This window comes from Paenibacillus albicereus (genome assembly GCF_012676905.1).
GTDB classification, from domain to species: Bacteria; Bacillota; Bacilli; order Paenibacillales; family Paenibacillaceae; genus Paenibacillus_O; species Paenibacillus_O albicereus.
Window position 1 is genome coordinate 856,506 of sequence record NZ_CP051428.1, and the last position, 22,788, is coordinate 879,293.

Consider the following 22,788-nt stretch of genomic DNA (forward strand, 5'->3'; position numbering starts at 1 on the left):
GGAGGAACATGATGAACAAACGATTCGCCTGGCTGCTCCTGCTCAGCCTGCTCGCCACGGTCGCCGTCCCGGCCGGAGCGGCCACTGCCTATAGCGGCGAGGTCGCGCTCGGCGCGGGCTCGTACTCGACGGTGCTGCCGCCCGGAGCGGTCAACGTGCAAAGCCAGATCTACAAGACGGGCAACGTCACCGGAGCGATGCCGACCAACGACTGGTGGAGCAACCTCGCCTGGGACACGTACTCGGAAGCCCAGTACCCTCATCCGCTGGCCATGAAGAACGGCTCCGGCGGCATCCGCATCTATTATCCGGGCAACCGGATCACGGCCAATTCGAGCTGCGTCTGCGGCTGGATCAACGACATCCACGACTTCACGGTCGGACACTCGGCCGTCGCGAGCTTCCCGGACGCCAAGGTCGACGGCTTCAGCGACTGGTTCGTCAAAGCCCAGTACAAGAGCGGCGCGAACGAGATGAACGTCAGCTACGGCCACGGCTCGCCTTATGTGTATTTCACATACGCGGGCGGCAGCCCGAAGATCAGCTTCTACGATACGCCGACGATCTGGTCCGGCAACGCCTCGACGCCGGTGCTCGGCATCACGGTCGCGGGCGCGCATTATGGCCTGTTCGGCGCGAGCGGCACGACGTGGAGCGGCATCGGCGGCAAGACGCTGACGAACAGCGGGACGACCTACTTCTCCGTCGCGGCGCTGCCGGACAACTCGGCGGCGACCCTGTCGAAGTTCGCCCAGTATGCCTACTCGCATGTGACGGGCACGACGGCCAGCTACTCGTACAATGCCTCTGCCAGCGAGGTGACGACGACGTACGCGTTCACGACGCAGGCCAAGCAGGGCACGCAGACGGGCACGCTGTTCGCGCTGTACCCGCATCAGTGGAAAAACAGCAGCACGCCGCTCACCTCCTACACCTACAACTCCGTACGCGGGCAGATGAAGGTCGGGGAAGGGAGCTCGTTCCAGACGAAGATGAAGTATTACGGAGTATTACCGAGTCTTCCGGATAAGGGCTCCTACAACCGCCAGCAGCTGCAGCAGTACGTCGACCAGGCGGAGGCCGAGACGTATGCCGGCGACGGCGACACGTACTGGATCGGCAAGCGCCTCGGCAAGCTCGCCTCGCTCGCTCCGATCGCCGACCAGGTCGGCGACACGACGGCGGCGAACAAGTTCCGCAGCGAGATCAAGACGATCCTGCAGAGCTGGTTCAAGTCGAGCGACAGCGCCGGCAACCTGAAATCGTCCCAACTGTTCTACTACAACAACACCTGGGGCACGGTCATCGGCTACCCGGCCAGCTACGGCTCGAACAACGAGCTGAACGACCATCATTTCCACTACGGCTACTTCATCAAGGCGGCCGCCGAGATCGCCCGCGTGGACAAGGCTTGGGCGGCGCAGTGGGGCCCGATGGTCAACCTGCTCATCCGCGACATCGCGAGCAGCAGCCGCACCGACTCGATGTTCCCTTACTTGCGCAACTTCGATCCGTACGCGGGCCACTCGTGGGCGGCCGGCCATGCTCGATTCGGCGACGGCAACAACAACGAATCCTCCTCCGAGGGCATGAACGCCTGGGCGGGCATGATCCTGTGGGGCCAGGCGACCGGCGATACGGCCGCGCGCGACACGGGCATCTACCTGTACACGACCGAGATGAACGCGATCAACGAATACTGGTTCGACGTCAACAACCAGAACCGTCCGGCAGGATTCACGCGCTCCACGGCGAGCATGGTGTGGGGCGGCAAGACCGTCGGCGACGGCACCTGGTGGACCGGCAATCCGGAAGAGGTGCACGGCATCAACTGGCTGCCCTTCACCGGCGCCTCGCTTTACCTGACGCAGTATCCGGACTACACGACGCGCAACTACAACGCGCTGGTGTCGGAGAACGGCGGTACGAGCTTCGACGCGTGGGAGGACCTGATCTACATGTACCGCGCGATCTCGAATCCCGGCGAAGCCAAAAGCTTCTGGACCTCGCGCGGCGGCGCGCTATCGGCCGAAGCGGGCAACTCCAAGGCGTTCGCGTACCACTGGATCTACAATCTGGACGCGATCGGCAACCAGGACCGCACGGTCACGGCCAATACGCCGGCCTATGCCGTATTCAACAAGAACGGCGTGAAGACGTACACCGCCTACAACCTGACGAACTCGGCGATCACGGTGACGTTCTCCGACGGCAAGACGCTGAGCGTGCCGGCGAACGGCTCGGCGACGGAAGGCGCGGGCGGCAGCATTCCTACGCCTACTCCAACGCCGACGCCAACCCCGACGGCCACGCCAACACCGACTCCGACCCCTCCGGCAGGTCAGACGTACACGCATGCGGACTTCACGGCTACCGTAACGAAGAGCGGCTCCTCGGAGTCGATCTCGTTCACGCCCAAAACCGCAGCGGCTTACGTGGATGTCCACTATCTCGTGAACGGCGCGAACCAGCAGAACGTGCGCATGGTCAAGAACGGCTCGGCCTGGACGCACACGATCCAGGGGCTGACCTCCGGGCAGGCCATCGAGCTGTGGTTCACGTACGAGAAAGGCGGCCCGCAGTACGATTCGCCGCATTATACGTACACGCATTGAGCGGGAGGCTCCCGCCGCTCCCTGATTGGAGGCGGGAGGGAAGATAAAAAAAAGGACAACTCGGCTTGGTGCCGGGTTGTCCTTTTTTTTGTTTTCTGGGGTAGACGGAAACTGAGGGTGGAGTAGGAGTTGAATTTATGCCTCTCGATAGGGAGCGACCGATGTTTAAATCCACAACATCCATGTGGGAGCGACCACGTTGCAAATTCCGAGTCATTGACCGCCTGCCAAGTTTCAATCCACGCTCTCCATGCGGAGAGCGACAAAGTGACGGTGAGCTAAGATGGCCTTCCTCAGCGCGTTTCAATCCACGCTCCCGGAGAGCGACGCAGCCGGCACCCGCGCCGACCGCGAAGAAGTATTGTTTCAATCCACGCTCTCCATGCGGAGAGCGACCATAGGTTTTCTTGTTCTGCATTTTCGCATCCCAGTTTCAATCCACGCTCTCCATGCGGAGAGCGACCGCCACCGGGCCGCTTTTTGTACACGCCCAGCGGTTTCAATCCACGCTCTCCATGCGGAGAGCGACAATAGCGTCGTGATGTCGTCCAGCCGATACGGCAGTTTCAATCCACGCTCTCCATGCGGAGAGCGACGGTGCCAGTCATCGCCCAATTGGCGGGAACGGGTGGTTTCAATCCACGCTCTCGATGCGGAGAGCGACGGCGAAAAGAAGGCTTTCATACTTTTCTCGTATGAAAAACACTCTATTTCCAACTAAATAGATATATAATAATACTTGATATAAATTTGAGACTATGATTTTGAATCAATTTCGACAAATTTCGAGGTGCGAATCCCCCGGGGTTTTCATGGGAGCTTGGCATTCGCACCAGCTACATTCTTTACGTATAATCATAATTCATCTTCAATTTTCTGCCAATGAAATTCGGAAAAAACGGACGATACTCATCAAAATTTTCCAGTCTTAGTGAAAATCCAGCAAAAATATTTGTTCGCATAGGGAATTTTCGATGTAGGTCTACCGGCATCTTTCGGTATGCTGCTATAGACCTGCTCACCTATTTAGCAACGACTGAAGGTAAAGGCAGGAGGAAGGTGCATGTTCGATCATATCCAAACATTTACGATGCGGGCCATATACGAAGCGCAAGGGGAAGGACGGCTTCCTCCATATCTGGGATCGACTGAGAAGCAAACGGATAAGAAACCGATTAAAAACGACTCGACTTGCGAGTCGTTTTTATTTATTCACTTTTCGAATTCAAAAACGCCTCGTAACGCAGGGACTCTTGTTCGAGTATGGAAGATGCAAATGCTGAAAACCCCTCCACGTCCTGGTCTTCTAAGAACCGAATGTACTCGTACTTGCTTTCCTTTGGTATGACGAATGGTAGGATGTTGTTCTTCAATAAAAGAAACATCATGATCAAACGCCCTGTTCGACCGTTTCCGTCCGCATAGGGATGGATACGCTCGAACTGGATGTGAGCATAGCAAACGGCTTTTACAATCTCACTCGTCGTTTGGGCCTGTTCGATTTGGTAGGTGAGGTTTTGAACCCATTGATGAATAAGCAACGGCGTTTCTTTGGCAGACGCGGTTTGAAACGTTGCTCCTACAATGGCATTTTCATGAGTTTTAAACCGTCCGCGCTCATGATGGATCCGATCCATCAGAAGGGAATGAACATCGTGAATCAATGAGATAGACAATTCACGGTCCGTATTTTCGACAATAAAGTTAAAAGCCATCCGATGGTTCTCAACTTCATAAAACTCACGTACAGACACTTTGTTCGGTATCGTATGATGAAGAAGAATGGAGATGGTTTCACTTAACGTAATGGTGTTGTTTTCAATGGCAGATGAGTGATAGGTCATCCGTACCAAAAGGTCGTCTAAATAATCTTTGGGAAACTTCATTATCTACAACCTCCAGCTTCATAAGCTGCGCTTTTCTCTTAGGTTTTATACACCTTATTTCCTCGGAGAACGTCAATTATCGTCTTATTTATATTAACTTGTTTAAGGTTTTCAATCCACACGCTTCCTATTGGGGATACAGAGCTTCGCAATTAGGGAGCTCTGTATGGTTCAGTTCGCGCACCTCAAGCGGGGAGCAACCGCCGGCAGATCCGCATGAACACCACCTCGGCGATGTTTCAATTCACGCTCCCCATGCGGGGAGCGACTACGATCACGCCGCCGAGCCTGGATCAAATCAGCGTGTTTCAATCCACGCTCCCCATGCGGGGAGCGACGGAAGCCGTGCGGGAAACGAACTGGGACACGAGCATGGTTTCAATCCACGCTCCCCATGCGGGGAGCGACATCGGTCAATGTGCCGGTGCTTGTGCGCTCCTATGTTTCAATCCACGCTCCCCATGCGGGGAGCGAACTCATCAATAACCTTGTGGGAGCATTTAACGGACAGGTTTCAATCCACGCTCCCCATGCGGGGAGCGACCAGATCACGGATGCCTTGTCCCGGCTGTCGGAGCGCGTTTCAATCCACGCTCCCCATGCGGGGAGCGACGTTCAAGATCATTGGCACCTGCAGGCGGATGATATGTTTCAATCCACGCTCCCCATGCGGGGAGCGACTAAAGAGCGGGTGAACGCCGGGCAAGAATTGGAGGTTTCAATCCACGCTCCCCATGCGGGGAGCGACCTCTCGTTTCCGACTTGATCGACGGCCGTCAGTCGGTTTCAATCCACGCTCCCCATGCGGGGAGCGACGAAAATTCGTTCGTTCCAATCTTAAAAAAAAAATGGTTTCAATCCACGCTCCCCATGCGGGGAGCGACAATCCCCCTTGTCCATCTCAGCGGCCCATTTTGCGGTTTCAATCCACGCTCCCCATGCGGGGAGCGACAACTCTCTTACGTTTCGCTTTCCTTTGGCCGTCAGTTTCAATCCACGCTCCCCATGCGGGGAGCGACTCGCCACGCCGAGCAGCACAAACGGCGCGAGCGTTGAGTTTCAATCCACGCTCCCCATGCGGGGAGCGACTCTCGTTTCCGACTTGATCGACGGCCGTCAGTCGGTTTCAATCCACGCTCCCCATGCGGGGAGCGACATTTTTGGGCGGGCTTTTTTTTATGCAATTCGCTGGGTTTCAATCCACGCTCCCCATGCGGGGAGCGACAGCGAAAAAATACGCTTTCATACCCGGTAGGTATGAAAACATCTATTTCCTCCATCCAAGCTAATTCAAAAGGTATAATTTATTTCTTGACAAGTACTGACGCACGTGATTTCCGAGCGTTTTCGACAAGTTTCGAGGTGCGAATCTCCCAGGGTTTTCATGGGAGCTTGGCATTCGCACCAAGTCGCTGCTCTCGTTTCAACTATACTTCATCTTCATTTTTCTGCCAACAAGCAGGGGCCGCCCCTCGCGCCAATAAATGACGTCTGGGACAGCCCCTGTTCTCACCAATTTCTTTCAGCTAGAAGATAGAAGATAGAAGAGAAATCTACTCCATCTTCTCCTGGTTGTTGATGTCGATCTGGCCTTCGAACACGTAGGCGTTGTTCAGCATCATGACGTCGCGGAAGAAATGCAGCGGCACGTACGTCTTGCCGTCGACGAGCGTCGGAGCGGCGCCGAGCTCGATCGGAGCCATCTTGTTGTAAACGTAATAGTCCTTGCCGACCTGCAGCGTCGTCGCGAGTCCGATGCGGCTCGTCTTGGTGGACGCTTCCCACGTCAGCTTCTGGCCGAGCGCCTCGACGACCGCGCGCAGCGGCACCATGACCGTACCGTCCTTGCTCGTGTACGGCGACGGGCCGGCCAGCTTCTTGCCCTCGACGACGATCGGGAAGCCCGATACGTCAGGCGTGTAGGCGCTCGGCTCTTCCGGCGTTTCCGGCTGCTCGGACAGCACGACGATCTGCTCCGGCGACGTCTGCGGCGGCAGGCTGCGCGTCGTCACGCCGTACTTGACCGCCAGCGCGCGGCCTTTCAGATCGCCGGTGAACGCGGTGCCGTCCTCGAGCACGATCGGCGTCTCCTTGGAAACGTTCAGCACGAGCTGGCCGTCCTTGCTGAGCAGCTGGCCGGCATCGCCCTCGCCTTTGAACCGGTCGACCTTCCAGGAGGTGTTCTCTTCGACCGGCACGAGCACGTCGGCCGTATACTGAGGCGGGTAGATCATAATCATCGGCTTGTTGGCGTCATAGTAGACGGTCCAGTTCGTGCCGGCCTGCAGCTTGTCCGGAGACGCGACGTAGGTGTCGCCGGAGACGGTCACGTTGGCGATGATCTCGCCTTTGTCATCCTGAAGGGAGACGGTCTTGGCGCCTTCCGTCGTCTTGCTGTCGGAAATTTCCTTCACCTTTCCGGTGACGCTCATATAGGCAGGCGCGGGCTGCTGCTGCTCGTTCTGCACGTTCGAGTCCGGCAGCGGGGCGGAGATCGGAACGATCGCTTCCGCGGGGTTCGCGGCTAGGACGGAAGATACGGCAAGGGACAGGGCGGCGACGGACAGCAGGGCTGGAATCGTCTTGGTCGGTTTTTTCATCGCTTAAGTCACTCCTGTTCGGTTTCGGGAATTGTTCTTGCAAGTCATGAGCGGTCTTCCTTTTCCCAAACGGCGTCATGCGCCGGAAGGTTGCAGGCGGATAAGCCAAAAAACCTGTCTCCGCGTAACTTTTCGAAGCCGCGACTCATTTTTCGTTCTACATCCTTCCAGAAGGTACAGGAGCTAGAAGAGCTTCCTCTTTGAACAAGCGATTTCGCTTCGCCCGTCGACAGCCGAAAGTAATTCGATTAAAATCTAATTAGATATCGGTTTAAGGAGGAGTGGAGATGGAAGTGTCGAACGGGAAGGCGGAGATGATCCCGGCCGGTTGGACGACGACGCGCCTGGTCGTTCGCGATGTCTCGCCCGAAGAAGAGCCGCAGGCCAGGCGGCTGTACCTCGAGGCGGGCCCGCTCCCGCAGTGGACGGGACGGGCGGCGGAGGAGGGCTACGTCCGGCGGTGGCTGGCGGGCGATCCGGACGTTCCCCCGGGGGGCAGCCCGGACCGGGTCCGGCTGCAAGCGGCCTGGCTGGCGGACGTGGGAGGGAGCGAGCGGCCGGCAGCGATCCTGGAGCTTTTTCATGGCTATCCCGGGCCGGATGACCTCTATATCGGCTACTTCGGCGTCGACGCGGCGCTTCGCGGCACGGGCATCGGTCGCGAGCTCGTCGAAGGCATCGCTGCGCAAGCACAAGCGCTCGGGTATCGCAAGGCTAGGGCGGCGGTCGATCTGAAAAATTGGGCCGGCCTCCGATTCTGGATCGCGGTCGGCTTCGTCGAAGCGGTGAAGGTCGGAGGCGATGCCGTCTACGGACCGGACGCCTTCGCCAGAATCGAGCTGGCCAGATCGCTCTAGCTGCGCCGGCGGAAGGGCGAGCGGACGAGGAGGCCGGCGGCGGCCGGGGGGCGACAGGCGGAAGCGAAGCGCAGTAGCGCACGGAAGCGCGAAAAGGCCTACGGCCCTCCACGACGGGAAGGACCGAAGGCCTCTGTCAGGCGCAGGCGCCCAAGCCTCGGCTCAGCAGAAACGGCTCAGCCGAGCTTGGCCAGCTCGCGGCGTACGATCGGCGCGACCTTCGTGCCGAGCAGCTCGATCGAGCGCAGCACGTCGCGATGAGGGACGGCGCTCACGTCGACATGATGGAAGAAGCGCGTCACGCCGAGGTTCTTGTGCAGCAGCAGGATCTTCTCCGCGACGTACTCCGGATCGCCGACATACAGCGCGCCGCGCGGATCGCAGGCAGCGTCGAACGCCCGGCGGTCGAAGCTCGCCTGCCAGCCGCGCTCGGCGCCGATCTTGTTCATCTGCGCGCGGTACGGCTCGTACAGCAGGTCGGCCGCGGCCTGCTTGGTGTCGGCGAGGAAGCCGTGCGAGTGCGTCGCGATCTGCAGCTGGGACACGTCGTGTCCGGCTTGGGCGGCGGCGCGCTTGTACAGGTCGACGAGCGGCGCGAAGCTCTCCGGCATGCCGCCGATGATCGCATAGGCGACCGGCAGGCCGAGCAGGCCGGCACGGATCGACGACTGCGAGTTGCCGCCGGTGGCGATCCAGACCGGCAGCGGGTCCTGCACCGCGCGCGGGTAGACGCCGCGATCCTCGATCGCCGGCCGCAGGCCGCCGCGCCAGCTCACCTTCTCCGACTTGGCGATGTCGAGCAGCAGCTCGAGCTTCTCGTCGAACAGCTCGTTGTAGTCGTCCAGGCTATAGCCGAACAGAGGGAACGATTCGATGAACGAGCCCCGTCCGGCCATGATTTCGGCGCGGCCGTTCGAGAGGCCGTCGAGCGTCGCGAACTGCTGGTAGACCCGCACGGGATCGTCCGATGACAGCACCGTCACGGCGCTCGTCAGCCGGATGTGCTTCGTCTGGGCCGCTGCGGCAGCCAGGATGACCGCCGGCGCGGAGCCGGCATAGTCCGGCCGGTGATGCTCGCCGATGCCGTAGACGTCGAGCCCGGCCTGGTCGGCGAGCACGATCTCCTCGACCGCCTCGCGCAGCCGCTCGGCGTGATTTTTAGGCTGGCCCGTGCCCGGATGCGGCGCGGCCTCCAGGAACGTGCTGATGCCGATTTCCATCGATGCCATGTCGTCCATCTCCCATCGTTCATGTTTTCGTGTCTTCATTATACTATAAAATATAATGTTTCTCAACTATAGTAAGTTAAAAGGAGGATCTGAAATGCGGAAGACCGATGTCAGGCCGTGGACGCCGCAGTGGCGGGAGCGGGCGGAGACGGAGATGGCCTGGCTGGAGGCGCTGCTCGGCGGCGAGCTGCTGGAGCTGCATCACATCGGCAGCACGTCGGTAGAGGCGATCGGCTGGGCCAAGCCGGTCGTCGACCTGCTCGCGGTCGTGCGCCGCGTACAGACGCTGGACGGGCTGGACGAGGCCTTTGCGCAGCTCGGGTACGAGGCGAAGGGAGAAAACGGAATTGCCGGACGTCGCTTTTATGTCCAGGGTGGCGACCGGCGAACCGTGCATCTGCATGCGTTCGAGGCGGGAGCCCCGCAGATCGGCGCTCACCTGCAGTTCCGCGACTATCTGGAGGCGCATCCGGAGCGCGCGCGAGCGTACGGCGAGCATAAGCGCGAGCTGGCGGTGCGGTTCGCGGACGACGATACGCATCTGTACCAGGAGGCCAAGCAGCCGTTCGTGCAGCGGCTGGTGCAAGAGGCGGAGGCGTGGTCAGCGGAAATGGAGGCTGGGGGAGGGCTTGCGTCCGGGATTCCGGGCGATCGGGACCATGCGGTCGGACAAAGCCAGACGTCCGGGACCGAGGACGACTCGGACCGCACCGCTAGACGAGCCCAGGCATCCAGTACCGTAGACGGACCAAGTCCCGCATCCGAAAAGGCCGCCGCTCGCCTCTCCGCTGACGGCTCCTTCGTCCGCCCGCCGCGCCGCTCCGAGGAGGAGATGATGGCGCTTATCCTCGGCACGGCCCGGGCGGACGAGCGCGTCCGCGCCGTCTGCCTGAACGGCTCGCGCGTCAACCCGCTTGCGCCTATGGACAAGTTCCAGGATTACGACGTCATCTATCTCGTGACGGAGCTGGACTCGTACCTGGCGGACGACAGCTGGATCGACGTCTTCGGCGAGCGCGTCATCCTCCAGATGCCGGAGCGCATGGGGCTGATCCCGCCCGAAGGTAGAGGGAGCTTCGCCTATCTGATGCAGCTGGCGGACGGCAACCGGATCGACCTGCGGCTCATCCCGCTGGAGCAGGCGGAGGCGTACTTGGCCGAGGACCGGCTGACCCGCGTCCTGCTCGACAAGGACAGCGCGCTGCCGGAGCTGCCGGAGCCGAGCGACGCCGACTTCCATGTCCAGCCGCCGCGCGGAAGCGAGTTCGCGGACTGCGCGAACGAGTTCTGGTGGGTATCCACGTACGTGGCCAAAGGCTTGTGGCGCAGCGAGCCGCTCTACGCGCTCGATCATCTGAACGGCCCGGTGCGGGCGATGCTGCTGCAGATGCTGGACTGGCAGGCAGGAGCGCGCCACGGCTTCGCCGTCAGCACAGGCAAGAGCGGCAAGTACCTCGACCGCTGGCTGCCGGCGGAATCATGGCAGGCGCTGCTCGCGACCTATCCGTCCGCGGACAGCGAGTCGGTATGGACCGCGCTGCTGCGCATGGCCGAGCTGTTCGGCTCCGCTGCCCGCGATGTCGCTGCGCGGCTCGACTTGGCGTACGACGAGGAGGAGGAGCGGCGCGTGCTCCGCTATCTGCTTGAGGTGAAGGAGGATGCGGGACAGCGCTAGCAGCCGGCCGACCGGCTTCCCGAACCGACGCGGCGGCATCGAGCCTGGCGGCCGCGCGCAGGTTCGCGCCAGACCGATAGGAGTCTGACGCGCGTCAGACGCATGGCCTGCCCCCTTGCGCTTGCGGACAGTGGAACCTTTTCCCCATGCGGGGCGTCCGTAGGGGGAAAAGAGGAGGGAAGCGATGAAACGAAGGCGAAAACCGAGGGCGCTGGCGCTGCTGCTGCTCGCGGTCCTGCTGGCAGGCGGCTGCTCGTCCGGGTCGGCCCTGTCGTCCGGCAGCGGAGCTCCGACCCCGTCCGTGAGCGAAGCTCCGGCTTCATCCGGAGATCCGGCAGCGGCGGAACCTCAGTGGGAAGCCCTTGCGCTGCCGGAGCAAGGACGGGCGGCCTTCGTCAGCCGCTCGCTCCGCTTCGGCGGCGTCAATCCGGCTCCGCTGGCGCTGTTCGAGGAGGGCGGACAGGTCCGCGCATTCGAGGAGGCGATCCGCTCCAGCGAGCGGATCGAGGGCATTCTGGACGTGGCGGAGCCCGATTTCGATCTCGTGCTGCAGAGCGAAGGCGGCGCGAGGAAGGCGTATCATCTGTGGCTTCCGCTCGGCGGCGCCAAGACGGAGGGCATGAAGGGCATGGCGATGGAGGCGGCGAATACCCATACCGGGTACACGATCTCCGCCACGGCAGCGAAGCAGCTGGCCGAGCTCGTCTTGAGCCAGGGCTACACGTCCGAGCAGGCGGCTCGGAACGGCGACGTCGTCTTCGGGCCCGGAAGGCAGTTCAACGAGGACGTCTGGCAAGCGTTCGTCGAGAAGGTCGGACGGGGCGAGCAGGCGTCCGTCCAGGTCACGTCGTTTACGATCGAAGGCGATCCGATCTTCGAGAACCTGTCGCATGTCGAAGGCACGATCCGCTACCAGAAGGATACTCGTTTCGACGGCTTCGGCAGCAGGGAGCATCCGCGGGTCGACTTCTGCAAGCGGCTGGAAGAAGGAGAGGCCGGCGAGGACAAGGTGTACTCGCTTGCGGAATGCGGCGAGGAGGTATCGCCGTTCCTGCTGCGGCTGGCCGGCGCGGGCGGAGGCAATTAAAAATCCGCCGGAAAGGAGCCGGCGGACGCTGCGGGGAATTTAGGGTTCGATTTCATCCCATTCGTATTGATTGGACTTTATTTTTTTCGCGTAGCTGCTCATCGCCAGATCGGCCGATTTCAGCATGGCATTTGCTTTTTCGACTTCCTTCAGGGCAGGCTGGATGGACTTTTTCTTATAAATGGCTTCTTTCATTTTAACGGTTGCTTTGTACTGGGCGAGATGGACTTCGTGATACTTGGCATGGATGGCTTTCAAATCGGCATTCGGCGCTTGCACGCTCTTGCTGAAGTATACGGCACGATTCAGATTGGGAATGACGACATCCGCAAGCGTAGTATAAACCAATTTTCGATTAGCAGAGCTGTAAACCTCTAGCTGATTGTAGGCATCGATCGCCTTGTTGTAGGACTCGGTCTGCTTCTCGATCATGAGAAGGTAAGCTTTCAGGTCCTTGAGCGCTTGGGGAACAGGCGCCTTGGCCTTGCCCTTGACCTCGACGGTGAACGTGACGGGAGGGAAAGCTTCGGCGGCGCTGTATAAAGTCAGCTCCGCTGTTCCGGGCTTCTGCCCGTAAAGGTAGAGATAGGCGGTTTCATCCGTCTCGTCCATCGCCCCCCATTGGGCGAGCAGTACGGATTCGTCGGAGCTGGAGGCGGTCAGATCCTCGTAGATGTCCGCTTCGGGGCTCGTTTTGTGAAAAGCGATTGCCGTCTCCTCGCCGATGTCGACCGAGGATGGCGGCGTATCGGCCAAGATGCCGGAGCCGAGAGCCGTCTGGTTCGCGCCAAAAGCGGTAGCGGCAGGTAGGCTGAGCGCGGCAGCCAGCAGCAGGGTGGTCCAAAAACGGATGAGGCGGGGGTTAATCCAGGCATTCATGAGATTTCGACTCCTTTGGATCGAACGAATCGATCAAATTGAACCTAACGGATGAATCATCCTTTTTCTTTATCGGATTTTGAAGATGCATCCATTAGAGAAGGATTATGGAAGACGAGAAAGGCAGAAGGAGGAGAAGCCCATGATGGAGCATCTCGTATCGTTCCGATTCAACCGGCCGCTGCAGGCGGCCGAGCAGGAGGAGCTGCTCTCGCTGCTGCGCGGGCTGCGGGGGCAGGTGCCGGGCATCATCGAGCTGACCTGCGGCATCAACGAGACGGAGGAGACGGACAACATCCACGGCTTCACGCTCGGCCTGCGCGTCACGTTCACGGATCGGGAGGCGCTGCGCGACTACGGTCCGCATCCGGCGCATCAGGCGTTCGTCGCGCGGCTGGACGGCCTCGTGGAGCAGGTCGTCGTCGTCGACTACCCGATCGGATGAGCCCGGCTATGGACAAGACGATCTATCTGATCCGCCACGCCCGCGCGTCCGGCCAGGAGCCGCAGGCCGAGCTCACGGCGGAGGGGAGGGAGCAGGCGGAGCGCCTGGCGGCTTTCCTCGCCGGCTTCGGCATCGAGCGCGTCATCTCCAGCCCGTACGTGCGGGCGCTGGAGACGATCGCGCCGTTCGCGGCAGCGGCCGGGCTGTCGGTCGAGGCGGACGCCCGGCTGGCCGAGCGCGTGCTGTCCGCCGCGCCGCTGCCGGACTGGGAGGAGCGGCTGCGCGACTCCTTCCTCGATCCGGAGCTGAGGCTGGAGGGCGGCGAGAGCGGGAGTGAAGCGCTGGAGCGGGGACGGGCCGCGATCGCGGAACTGGAGCGGAGTGTGCACAAGGCCGGGGCGGCCGTGTCGCACGGCAACCTGCTGGCGCTGCTCGTCGGGGCGTTCGACCCGTCGTTCGGCTTCGACGGGTGGCGCGCGATGCGCAATCCCGACGTGTTCGAGCTGGCGATCGGCAAGGGCGGAGCCTGGATCAGGCCGATCTGGGACGGCAAGTGACGATGGACCGGCAGCGGGGCTGCCGGTTTTTTCGCCTTCGGCGGGATCGGTCTGTGACATCCCTCACGGTATCATCCGCCCGGATCGGGTAAGGATGGAGAGGACAGCACCGACTGGAGGGAACGCGCATGAGCACGAGCAAGGCATGGTGGAAGGAAAGCGTCGTCTATCAGATCTATCCGAGGAGCTTCCAGGACAGCGACGGGGACGGCATCGGCGACATCCCGGGCATCCTGTCGCGCCTCGACTACTTGGAGGAGCTCGGCGTGGACGTCGTCTGGCTCTGCCCCGTGTACGAGTCTCCGAACGACGACAACGGCTACGACATCAGCCATTACCGGCGGATCATGAAGGAATTCGGCACGATGCGCGATTGGGAAAAGCTGCTCGAAGGGCTGCACGCCCGCGGCATGAAGCTCATCATGGACCTCGTCGTCAACCATACGTCGGACGAGCATGCCTGGTTCGCGGAAGCGCGGCTGTCCAAGGACAGCCCGTACCGCGACTACTACATCTGGCGCGACGGCCGGGACGGCCGCGAGCCGAACGATTGGTCGAGCTTCTTCAGCGGCTCGGCATGGAAGTACGACGAGGCCGCGGGGCAGTATTACCTGCACCTGTTCTCCCAGCGGCAGCCGGATCTCAACTGGGACAATCCCAAGGTGCGCCGCGAGGTGTACGACATGATGACGTGGTGGCTCGACAAGGGCATCGACGGCTTCCGCATGGACGTCATCAACCTCATCTCCAAGGCGCCCGGCCTCCCCGACGCGGGCGGGGACGGACGCTACAGCTTCGGCGGCGAGCACTTCATGAACGGTCCGCGCGTGCACGAGCATCTGCAGGAGATGAACCGCGAGGTGCTCTCGCGCTACGACGTCATGACCGTCGGGGAGACGCCCGGCGTCACGCCCGAGGAGGCGGCGAATTACGTCGGGGAGGAGCGCGGCGAGCTGAACATGGTGTTCCAGTTCGAGCATATGGACCTCGACTCCGGCCACGACAAGTGGGACGTCCGTCCCTGGAAGCTGCGCGACTTCAAGGCCGTCATGGGCAAGTGGCAGCGGGGGCTGGCGGGCAAGGGCTGGAACAGCCTCTACCTGAACAACCACGACCAGCCGCGCATGGTGTCGCGCTTCGGCGACGACGGACGATACCGCAAGGAATCGGCCAAGCTGCTCGGGACGCTGCTCCATACGCTCCAAGGCACGCCGTACATCTACCAGGGCGAAGAGCTCGGCATGACCAACGTGCGCTTCGGCGGCATCGAGCACTACCGGGACATCGAGACGCTGAACATGCACCGCGAGCATCTCGAGGGCGGGCGCGACGAGCGGGACATCCTCCAGGGCATCTACGCCAAAGGGCGCGACAACGCGCGGACGCCGATGCAGTGGGACGCCTCGGCGCAGGCGGGCTTCACGTCCGGCGAGCCGTGGATCGCGGTCAATCCGAATTACACGGACATCAACGCCGAGGAGTCGCGCCGCGACCCGGACTCGATCTTCCATTACTACCGGCGCCTGATCGAGCTGCGCCGCGCGCATGTCGACGCGATCGTCTACGGCCGGTTCGAGGAGCTGCTGGAGGAGCACGAGGCGGCATATGTGTACACGCGGACGGCGGAGGCGGGCGGAGCGGGTGCGGCAGGTGCAGAACATGCGGGCGAAGCAGCAGCGGCGGGCGCGCCAGGTGCAGAACATGCGGACGAGGACGAGACGGCGGCGAGGGGCAGAGGACCCGAGTCCGCGAGCGGAAACGCAGCGGCCGATGCAGCCGGCGATGCCGGCGCGGCAGGGGAAAAGCTGCTCGTCGCGCTGAACTTCAGCGCCGAGCCGGCCGAGGTGGAGCTGCCGGAGAATGCGGCCGAGACGTTCGGCGGCGGCGAGCTGCTGCTCGGCAACCTCGCTCCCGAGGCGGGCCGCGACTGGCGCAGGTTCACGCTGCGGCCGTACGAGGCCGTCGTCGTGAAGGCATGACATCGGCAGAGCGTGGCGGAACCGGCTAGCATCGCTCGAATCGCTCGAATCGCTCGAACGGCCGAGTCGGCCGCGCCGGACAAGCTCCGACAGGCGGAGCAGGCATGAACTCATTGGCACAGCGTGCCGGTGCCTGACTCGGCCAAGCTGCTAAAGCTGCCGCGCGGCGGTCGAGGCGCTGCCTCCCCAAGCGTCGGCAAGCCGGCAAGCTGCCGCGCGGCGGGGGCGCTGCCTCCCCAAGCGTCGGCAAGCCGGCAAGCTGACCGCTCTTCATCCGACGCATGCGGAGCTTTCCGCCGATGTAGTGCCGACCCTGCGGACAAGGCTGCGGGCTCTAGCGATGAATCAGCTCGTTAGAGCCCCTTTTTCATGCCTCCGCAGAATCTAACGATTCGTCAGACGCTTAGAGCGCGACTTTCCGCGAAAAGGTGGAAGAAAAAAGCGGAGGTTGAGCGGCTAAGCGTCTCACGCGTCGTCAGCTTCGCCAGACGTCGGTTTTCCCTCGTCTAAGGAGCTCATGCGTCGTTAGCCTCAAAGCCAGCTGCGGCGGAGCGAGCCGCGCGTCAGCGGGGAGATGCTTATCCCTCCCGAGCCATGCCATGCCGCAACCAAGCGGTCCGAGGCGCGTCTAACCGATGCCAGATTCACCGTGGAAAAGGAGGAGCGCCTGTGACGATATCGACCTGGTTCTGGAGCCTGCCCGTGCTGGTCGCGCTGGCGCTGGCCTTCATTTATGTGCGCCGCAAGGAGCAGGAGCGCCATCTGCTCTGGAAGCTGCTCGGCTACCTGCTGCTCGGCGCCTTCATGCTGCGCCTGAACGGATTTCCGCTGCCGCTCGGCTACGTGCTGTTCCTGCTGCTGCTCCAGGCGAAGCCCAAGCTGAATCGCGCCGCCAAGCACAGCGCGGCGTTCGCGGGACTGCTCGTGTTCTTCCTGGCGCTCGCCTTGCCCGCGGCCGAAAGAAGCTGGATCGAACGCGAGCGCAGCTATCCGGCAGAGGCGGCCCAAGTCTCGCAGCTGTCGTTGCTGGACGACTGGAAGCAGTTCAGAGGAGAAGCTGCCGAGAATGCCGAGGAGCGGCTGGACCGCTTTGAGCTTGTGTATGATCGGGTTGGAAACGTGGTCCAGTTGAGCTATGCGATCAGCATCTGGAGCGACGGCGATTCGGGGAGCTATCACGTCGACTACACGCCCGGGAAGGGCCGCGCGGTCGTGAAGCGTCTCGTCCGCGACGGCGGAGGCACGCCCGCCGACGGCGTGGACGCCGAGCTGGTGCTGGAGCGGCTGCGTCCGGAAGTGCTGGCTCGGCTGGCTCCGGCGGCGGAGAGGGCGGATGTCGACCGGCTGCGGCTGGAGGTGCCGACGATGTGGTTCGTGAACGGTCCGGCGTCTTTGAATGCGAAGGGCTTCCAGCCCGTCTTCCGGATCGGCGGCGACGGAGAGGTCGAGCCGCTGCCGAACCAAGCGGAGCCGTACGAGACAGCCGCTGCGGTCGTCGTGTACGACTGCAGCGATCCGGAGCGGTTCGAGGGCTGCGCGGCGCCTGCGTACTACTTGTGGTAAAGCTGCTGGACGGGCGCCAGCCCGTCCTTTTTGCCTGCGGCGACATGGGAGCGCTTGCGCGGCCATAAGCTCTAGGAAGGCGACTCAGGCAACTCCACCCGAGGAGGCGAAGCTCATGCTCGGTTCGGTGCTCATGCTGTTCTGGCTGCTGGTGGCGATCGTCATTCTGGCTTCCTTGTACGCGCAGCGGGAGCGCGAGGAGGAATGGCTCTTCCTCAAGCTGATCGGCTACTACCTGCTCGGAGGCTTCGTGCTGTTCCTCTCCGTGCTGCCGGTGCCGCTTGGATTCATCCTTTACTGGCTGCTGCTCCACGGCAAGGCGAGGTCCAACCGGGCCGTCAAGGAAAGCGCGGCGTTCTGGGGCCTCGGCGTGCTGCTCATCCGGCTGGTGATCGGACTGATATTCTGATGCCGGATGGACGCGGATTCGTTCTTCCCCTCCTTCGTTTTTTTCTTTATGATGGAAAAAGTAGAAAGGGGTGGGAGCGTTGTTTCCGGTCTGGGTATATTGGATTCCCTCGCTGCTGACCGTGGCAGGGCTCGTCTGGCTGTATCGGAAAAGCAGTCCCGACGAGCCGAACCGAGGATGGAAGCTGTTCGGCTACGTCGTGCTTGGAGCTTTTTCATTCCGCTTTGACACGTTCTCGATTCCGCTCGGCTTCCTGCTCTGCATTCCGCTGATCGTCGGGACCAGGCGTAATTTCAAAGCAAAAAGAGCCGCGGCGATCATCGGTCTGGCGGTGTTCGCTGCCGGAGTCGCCATCCCGGCGCTGGAGGAGAGCTTGTTCGAACGGCAGCGCAGCTTCGCGGTCCAGAGCGGTCCGCAGGAGCGGATCGATCTGGCCGGCGACTGGCGGCGCATGGCAGAGGGCAGTGATTCGAGCGGGAGGCTGGAGCGTTTCGAGCTCGTTCAGGAGCCGGACGGCCGCATCCGCAGCCTGCAGTACCATGTCGCGGCCCGGGACGGCCGAGGCGCGTACGAGATCGAGGTGCGTTATGCGCCGGAAAAGGGACAGGCCGTCCTGGAGCGGACGAGAATCTTCTCGCCGCATGCCCAAGCCGCGCTCGCCTTGCCAGGCGTCTCGTCCACGATAGGGCAAGCCGACCCGGAGAGCTTCCTGAAGCTTCTGTCGCCGGACAACCTGAAGCAGATCGCCGAAGAGGCCCAAAGCGGCTCGGCGCCGCTGCAGGAGCTGGAGCTTACCTTTTTCAACGGTCAGGCGGCTCCGGTCGAGCCCTCCCCGATCCGTCGCCTGCTCGGGGCGGACGGCGTCAAGCCGGCCGGCGAGGAGCCGATTCACGGCTATATCCTGCAGGCGCGCGGCAAGACAGATTCCCCGGACGGCATGGAGGACAAGTTCATCTGGCATGTCATTCCGACGTATGAAGTCCAGAAGGGCTGACGGACTCTCTCCCGCGCCAGCCTTGCAGCTCCTCTCCCGCCTCATCTTCCAATCGGAAAGGAACATTCGGCATGAACGAGGATCAGAAGCATGCCGCCGCCTGGCGGGGGCTCGGGCTGTACGTCGTCAGCCTGCTGATTTCCATCATGCCGCAAGGATCGCCTTGCTCGTCAGGATGGGCCGGTCCGCAAGAAAAGCTCCACGGCGCCACGAGGGCGCCTTTTTCATGGTCAAGTCCGAAAATATTCTCCACAAATAAATAAAAAAGTGGAGAAAAATACTTCCCAATGCTGGAAAGCGCTGTTATACTAGCGGTGACTTAACGAAATCTCCATATCCGCATCCTGGCAACGCGACAACTTGGGATTTGCCGCATCATCGATTCGCTCCATGGCTTCTGCAGAACTTGTCCAACAAGTCTCAAGAACTCAAGAGAGGGTGGCTCATGACATGGTAAACCGCAGCTCCGCAAGCTCCAGCTTGACCCCTGCTTCCTCTGAAGCGACGCCCCCCGACGCAGCAATCCGCATGACAGCAGCCCGCAACGCTTCATCCGTACAGCCGTCTGGCTCCCGACCCTTCCGCAGCAGCCGTCCCGTCCGTCTCGCCTCAACCGGCGCGCTCGCCGCGCTGATGCTGCTGGCCTCCGCCTGCGGCAACGGCGGCTCGAACGATCCCGGCAGCGCGCCGACGGTCAGCCCGGGCGCCAGTCCCGGCGCCAGTCCGGCTCCTTCCGTACAGGAAGCGAAGCTGGAGTTCTGGACGATCTCGCTGCAGCCGACGTTCAACGACTACATCAACGGACTCATCGACGAGTATCAGAAAGCCCATCCCGGCGTGACGGTCGATTGGAAGGACTATCCATACGACGCGATCACGACCAAGCTGCTCGCCACGGCCGGCGGCAAGAACGCGCCGGATGTCGTCAACCTCAACACCGAGTTCGCGAGCCAGCTCGCGACCAAGGGCGCTCTGGCCGACCTCGGCCCCCTCCTCTCGGACGAGGCCAAGGGCAGCTTCTTCCCCGGCATCTTCGATTCCACCGTGTTCGACGGCAAGCCGTACGCGCTGCCCTGGTACACCGGCACCCAGGTGCTCTACATGAACAAGGAGCTCGTCGAGAAGGCCGGGCTCGATCCGGCGAACCCTCCGAAGACGAAGGAGGAGCTGTACGAGTGGTCGCGCCAGGTGAAGGAAAAGACCGGCGCCGCCGGCTACGCGACGCAGTTCGGCGCGAACCTGCTGCCGAGCGAGGGCGTGCCGATCCTCGATGACTCGCGCACGAGCGCGGCGTTCAACACCGACGCCGGCATCGCCGTCGTCGAGCAGCTCAAGAAGCTCGTCGAGGAAGGCGTCATCGTCAAGGACGACGCCAAGTTCGACAAGCAGGTCGAATACTACGCGAGCGAGCAGGTCGCCTTCGAGCTGTCGGGACCGACGTTCATCAACAAGCTCAAGACCGCCGCTCCCGACATCTACGCCAAGACGGTCGCCGTGCCGCTGCCGACAGGCAAGGCTGACCTCCGTTATTCCAACTCGATGAACCTCGTCGTGCCCAAAAACTCCGACAATCCGCAAGCCGCCGCCGACTTCGCCGTCTTCGTCACCAACGCGGCCAACCAGACGGCGTTCGCCAAGATCGCCAACACGCTGCCGTCCACCAAGGCGTCGATCGAGGATCCGTTCTTCACGGAGTCCGACGACACGCTGGAGTCGCAGGCGAAGATCGCTTCGGCGCAGAGCCTCGACAAGGCGCAGGAATACTACCTCGGCATCCCGGCCGCCGGCGACATCAACACGGCGATCGCCCGCCAGCTGCAGGAGATCATCCTGAACGGCGCCGACGTCAAGAAGGGCGTCGCGGACGCGGCGGCCAAGGTCAACGAGGCGATCGCTCCGAAATAACGGCAAGGACGGTGAGAATCCGATGCGCAGAAGAACGCTTGCTTCCGACGCGCTGCCGGCCTGGAGCTTCATGGCTCCGGGCCTTCTCGTCATCGGCGTGTTCGTGCTTTTCCCGATCGTGTACAGCATCCCGCTCGCCCTGACCGACTACTCGGTGCTGGGGGAGACGAAGTTTGTCGGGCTGGACAACTTCCGCCGGGCGTTCGCGGACGAGAGCTTCCTCGTCTCGCTCTGGAACTCCATGCTCTACATCCTCGTCGTGCCGGCGCTGCAGATCCTGTCCATCCTGATGGCGATCCTCGTCAACAGCCGCATCCCGGGCATCCAGGCGTTCCGGGCGGCCTACTACATCCCGGTCGTGACGTCGATGGTCGCCGTCGCGCTCATGTGGAACTGGCTGCTCAGCCAGAACGGCCTCGTCAATTACTTTCTCATCAGCCTCGGCATCCTGGACCAGAAGATCGGCTGGCTGTCGACCAGCTCGACGGCGCTGTACGTGCTCATGTTCATCACCCTGTGGAAAGGGCTCGGCTACTACATGATGCTGTATCTCGCCGGCCTGCAGTCGATCCCGGCCGACCTCTACGAGGCGGCGATCGTCGACGGGGCTTCGCGCGCGCAGCGCATCCGCCTCATCACGATTCCGCTGCTGCGGCCGTACATCTTCTTCTGCAGCCTCATCTCGCTCATGGGCGCGATCCGGGTGTTCGACGAGATGTTCGTGCTGACGCAGGGCGGTCCGGGCACGTCGACGCTGACGAGCAGCCTGTACATCTACGAGCAGGGCATCAAGGAGCTGAACTACGGCTATGCCTCCGCCCTCGGCCTCATCGTCAGCGTCATCGTCGGCGTCCTGAGCGTGCTTGTGTTTCGGTTCAACCGGCAGGGAGGGGTGAATCCGTACGGATGATGGATGCGAACTTTTCCGCAGGCGGAGCAGCGAAAGGCAAGGCGGGAACGCCGTCCTCCGGCGACGGATGGCGTGCCCGGCAGGCGGCGACGGACGGCGCTGCGCTCGCGGCGAGCGCGGCGGACGGACCGCCAGGAGCAGGGCCGCCAGGAAGCGGCCTGCCGGCGCGCCGCAGCGGCGCGCATCCGGCGGGCAGCGGACCGGAGCCTGCACGCGCAGGCCGAGGCCGGGGCTGGCGGCGCGCCCGGCGCATCCCGGCGCTGCTGCTCGGCTACGTGCTGCTGGTGCTGCTCGCGCTGTTCATGATGGGGCCGTTCCTGTGGCTCCTCAGCGTTTCGCTCATGCCGGGCACCAACGTGTTCAAGTTTCCGCCGCCGATCTTCCCGACGTTCATCAAGTTCGACAACTACGCGCAGGTATGGAGCTTCATCGACTTTCCGAAGTACATCGGCAACACGCTCGTCATCACCGGCCTCGGGCTCGTGCTGAACATCCTGCTCTCGCTGTCGACCGCGTACCCGCTCGCCAAGATGCGCTTCAAGGGCCGCTCGCTCGTCTTCGGCGTGCTCGTCGCGACGATGATTATCCCGTCCGCGACGGCGCTCGTCGTGCATTATCTGACGATCAGCTGGTTCGGGCTGCTCGGCTCGTTCTTCGGCGTCGTGCTTCCTTCGGCGGTGTCGGTGTTCAACATCTTCCTGATGCGGCAGACGTTCCTCGGCGTGCCCGACGACATCCGCGACTCCGGCAAGGTCGACGGCGCATCGGAGCTGCGCATCTGGTGGCGGCTGATGGTCCCGATGGTCAAGCCGGGCATCGCGGTGATCGCGCTGCTGGAGTTCATGTCGTACTGGAACAGCTTCCTCTGGCCGATCGTCGTGCTCGACGACCCGGCCAAGTACCCGCTCGCGTCGGCGCTGACGTACTTGAACGGCCAGTTCGCGTACAACTTCGGCTGGATCGCCGCGGGCACGATCCTGTCGGTGCTGCCGATCATCGTGGTGTTCCTGTTCACGCAGCGCTACTACATGGAGGGCATTTCCGGCGCGGTGAAAGGCTAGCTGTCGTGGCGGCGTGCGGCTGCCCGGCGAACGGGGCCGAGTTCAGCCGTAGCCGCTGCGCGAGGAATGTGACGTAGGTCGAGCCGGAGCCTCTTGGGGCGACGAATGTGCCTAGGTCCGCCGAAGCCGCATGGGGC

General features: G+C 62.3%; 17 protein-coding genes and 2 CRISPR repeat arrays. Of the genes, 13 read left to right on the top strand and 4 right to left on the bottom strand.

Going from position 1 to position 22,788, the window contains the following annotated elements:
• Positions 1 to 11 precede the first annotated feature (11 nt).
• Positions 12 to 2,615, top strand: a complete 2,604-nt coding sequence (locus HGI30_RS03840) for a glycosyl hydrolase (RefSeq protein WP_168909709.1) — start codon at positions 12 to 14, stop codon at positions 2,613 to 2,615.
• Positions 2,616 to 2,978: 363 nt separating this feature from the next.
• A CRISPR array of direct repeats spans positions 2,979 to 3,279; the repeat unit is 33 nt; unit sequence GTTTCAATCCACGCTCTCCATGCGGAGAGCGAC.
• Between the two features lie 544 nt (positions 3,280 to 3,823).
• Here the strand turns inward: HGI30_RS03840 and HGI30_RS03845 are convergent.
• Complete coding sequence (locus HGI30_RS03845; RefSeq protein WP_168906437.1) at positions 3,824 to 4,501, bottom strand: Fic family protein; 678 nt, start codon at positions 4,499 to 4,501, stop codon at positions 3,824 to 3,826.
• A gap of 236 nt (positions 4,502 to 4,737) precedes the next feature.
• Positions 4,738 to 5,726: a CRISPR direct-repeat array (repeat unit 33 nt; unit sequence GTTTCAATCCACGCTCCCCATGCGGGGAGCGAC).
• Between the two features lie 328 nt (positions 5,727 to 6,054).
• A complete protein-coding gene (locus tag HGI30_RS03850) occupies positions 6,055 to 7,101 on the bottom strand; it encodes a copper amine oxidase N-terminal domain-containing protein (RefSeq protein ID WP_168906438.1) in 1,047 nt (348 codons plus the stop codon).
• A 287-nt stretch (positions 7,102 to 7,388) separates the two neighbouring features.
• On the opposite strand from HGI30_RS03850, the gene HGI30_RS03855 reads away from it, so the two are divergent.
• A complete protein-coding gene (locus tag HGI30_RS03855; RefSeq protein WP_168906439.1) occupies positions 7,389 to 7,958 on the top strand; it encodes a GNAT family N-acetyltransferase in 570 nt (189 codons plus the stop codon).
• Between the two features lie 176 nt (positions 7,959 to 8,134).
• On the opposite strand, the gene HGI30_RS03860 is transcribed toward HGI30_RS03855, so the two are convergent.
• Positions 8,135 to 9,187 (bottom strand): LLM class flavin-dependent oxidoreductase, encoded by a 1,053-nt coding sequence (locus HGI30_RS03860; protein WP_407945008.1) that lies wholly within the window; start codon positions 9,185 to 9,187, stop codon positions 8,135 to 8,137.
• A 94-nt stretch (positions 9,188 to 9,281) separates the two neighbouring features.
• On the opposite strand from HGI30_RS03860, the gene HGI30_RS23545 reads away from it, so the two are divergent.
• Positions 9,282 to 10,862, top strand: a complete 1,581-nt coding sequence (locus tag HGI30_RS23545; RefSeq protein ID WP_168906441.1) for an aminoglycoside 6-adenylyltransferase — start codon at positions 9,282 to 9,284, stop codon at positions 10,860 to 10,862.
• A gap of 184 nt (positions 10,863 to 11,046) precedes the next feature.
• Positions 11,047 to 11,949, top strand: a complete 903-nt coding sequence (locus HGI30_RS03870) for a DUF4362 domain-containing protein (RefSeq protein WP_168906442.1) — start codon at positions 11,047 to 11,049, stop codon at positions 11,947 to 11,949.
• A gap of 39 nt (positions 11,950 to 11,988) precedes the next feature.
• Here HGI30_RS03870 and HGI30_RS03875 read toward each other — a convergent pair whose 3' ends face one another.
• A complete protein-coding gene (locus tag HGI30_RS03875) occupies positions 11,989 to 12,828 on the bottom strand; it encodes a hypothetical protein (RefSeq protein ID WP_168906443.1) in 840 nt (279 codons plus the stop codon).
• 142 nt (positions 12,829 to 12,970) lie between these two features.
• Here HGI30_RS03875 and HGI30_RS03880 point away from each other — a divergent pair, with 142 nt between their 5' ends.
• The 9 genes from HGI30_RS03880 (at position 12,971) to HGI30_RS03920 (ending at position 22,651) form a co-directional block, all read left to right on the top strand.
• Positions 12,971 to 13,273, top strand: coding sequence for a Dabb family protein (locus HGI30_RS03880; protein ID WP_168906444.1), 303 nt, complete (start codon positions 12,971 to 12,973; stop codon positions 13,271 to 13,273).
• Positions 13,274 to 13,281: 8 nt separating this feature from the next.
• Complete coding sequence (locus HGI30_RS03885) at positions 13,282 to 13,830, top strand: histidine phosphatase family protein (protein ID WP_168906445.1); 549 nt, start codon at positions 13,282 to 13,284, stop codon at positions 13,828 to 13,830.
• A gap of 128 nt (positions 13,831 to 13,958) precedes the next feature.
• A complete protein-coding gene (locus tag HGI30_RS03890) occupies positions 13,959 to 15,809 on the top strand; it encodes a glycoside hydrolase family 13 protein (RefSeq protein ID WP_168906446.1) in 1,851 nt (616 codons plus the stop codon).
• Positions 15,810 to 16,478: 669 nt separating this feature from the next.
• On the top strand, positions 16,479 to 17,372 hold the full coding sequence (locus HGI30_RS03895) for a hypothetical protein (protein WP_168906447.1): 894 nt from the start codon (positions 16,479 to 16,481) through the stop codon (positions 17,370 to 17,372).
• 115 nt (positions 17,373 to 17,487) lie between these two features.
• On the top strand, positions 17,488 to 17,781 hold the full coding sequence (locus tag HGI30_RS03900; protein ID WP_168906448.1) for a hypothetical protein: 294 nt from the start codon (positions 17,488 to 17,490) through the stop codon (positions 17,779 to 17,781).
• Between the two features lie 79 nt (positions 17,782 to 17,860).
• Positions 17,861 to 18,775 carry a hypothetical protein gene (locus tag HGI30_RS03905; RefSeq protein ID WP_168906449.1) on the top strand — a complete coding sequence of 305 codons (915 nt, stop codon included), beginning with the start codon at positions 17,861 to 17,863 and terminating at the stop codon, positions 18,773 to 18,775.
• Between the two features lie 528 nt (positions 18,776 to 19,303).
• Positions 19,304 to 20,680 (top strand): ABC transporter substrate-binding protein, encoded by a 1,377-nt coding sequence (locus HGI30_RS03910; RefSeq protein ID WP_168906450.1) that lies wholly within the window; start codon positions 19,304 to 19,306, stop codon positions 20,678 to 20,680.
• Between the two features lie 22 nt (positions 20,681 to 20,702).
• A complete protein-coding gene (locus tag HGI30_RS03915; RefSeq protein WP_168906451.1) occupies positions 20,703 to 21,590 on the top strand; it encodes a carbohydrate ABC transporter permease in 888 nt (295 codons plus the stop codon).
• Entirely contained in the window at positions 21,587 to 22,651 is a 1,065-nt protein-coding gene (locus tag HGI30_RS03920; RefSeq protein WP_328805241.1) for a carbohydrate ABC transporter permease, read from the top strand. The genes HGI30_RS03915 and HGI30_RS03920 overlap by 4 nt, the downstream gene beginning before the upstream one ends.
• Positions 22,652 to 22,788 lie beyond the last annotated feature (137 nt).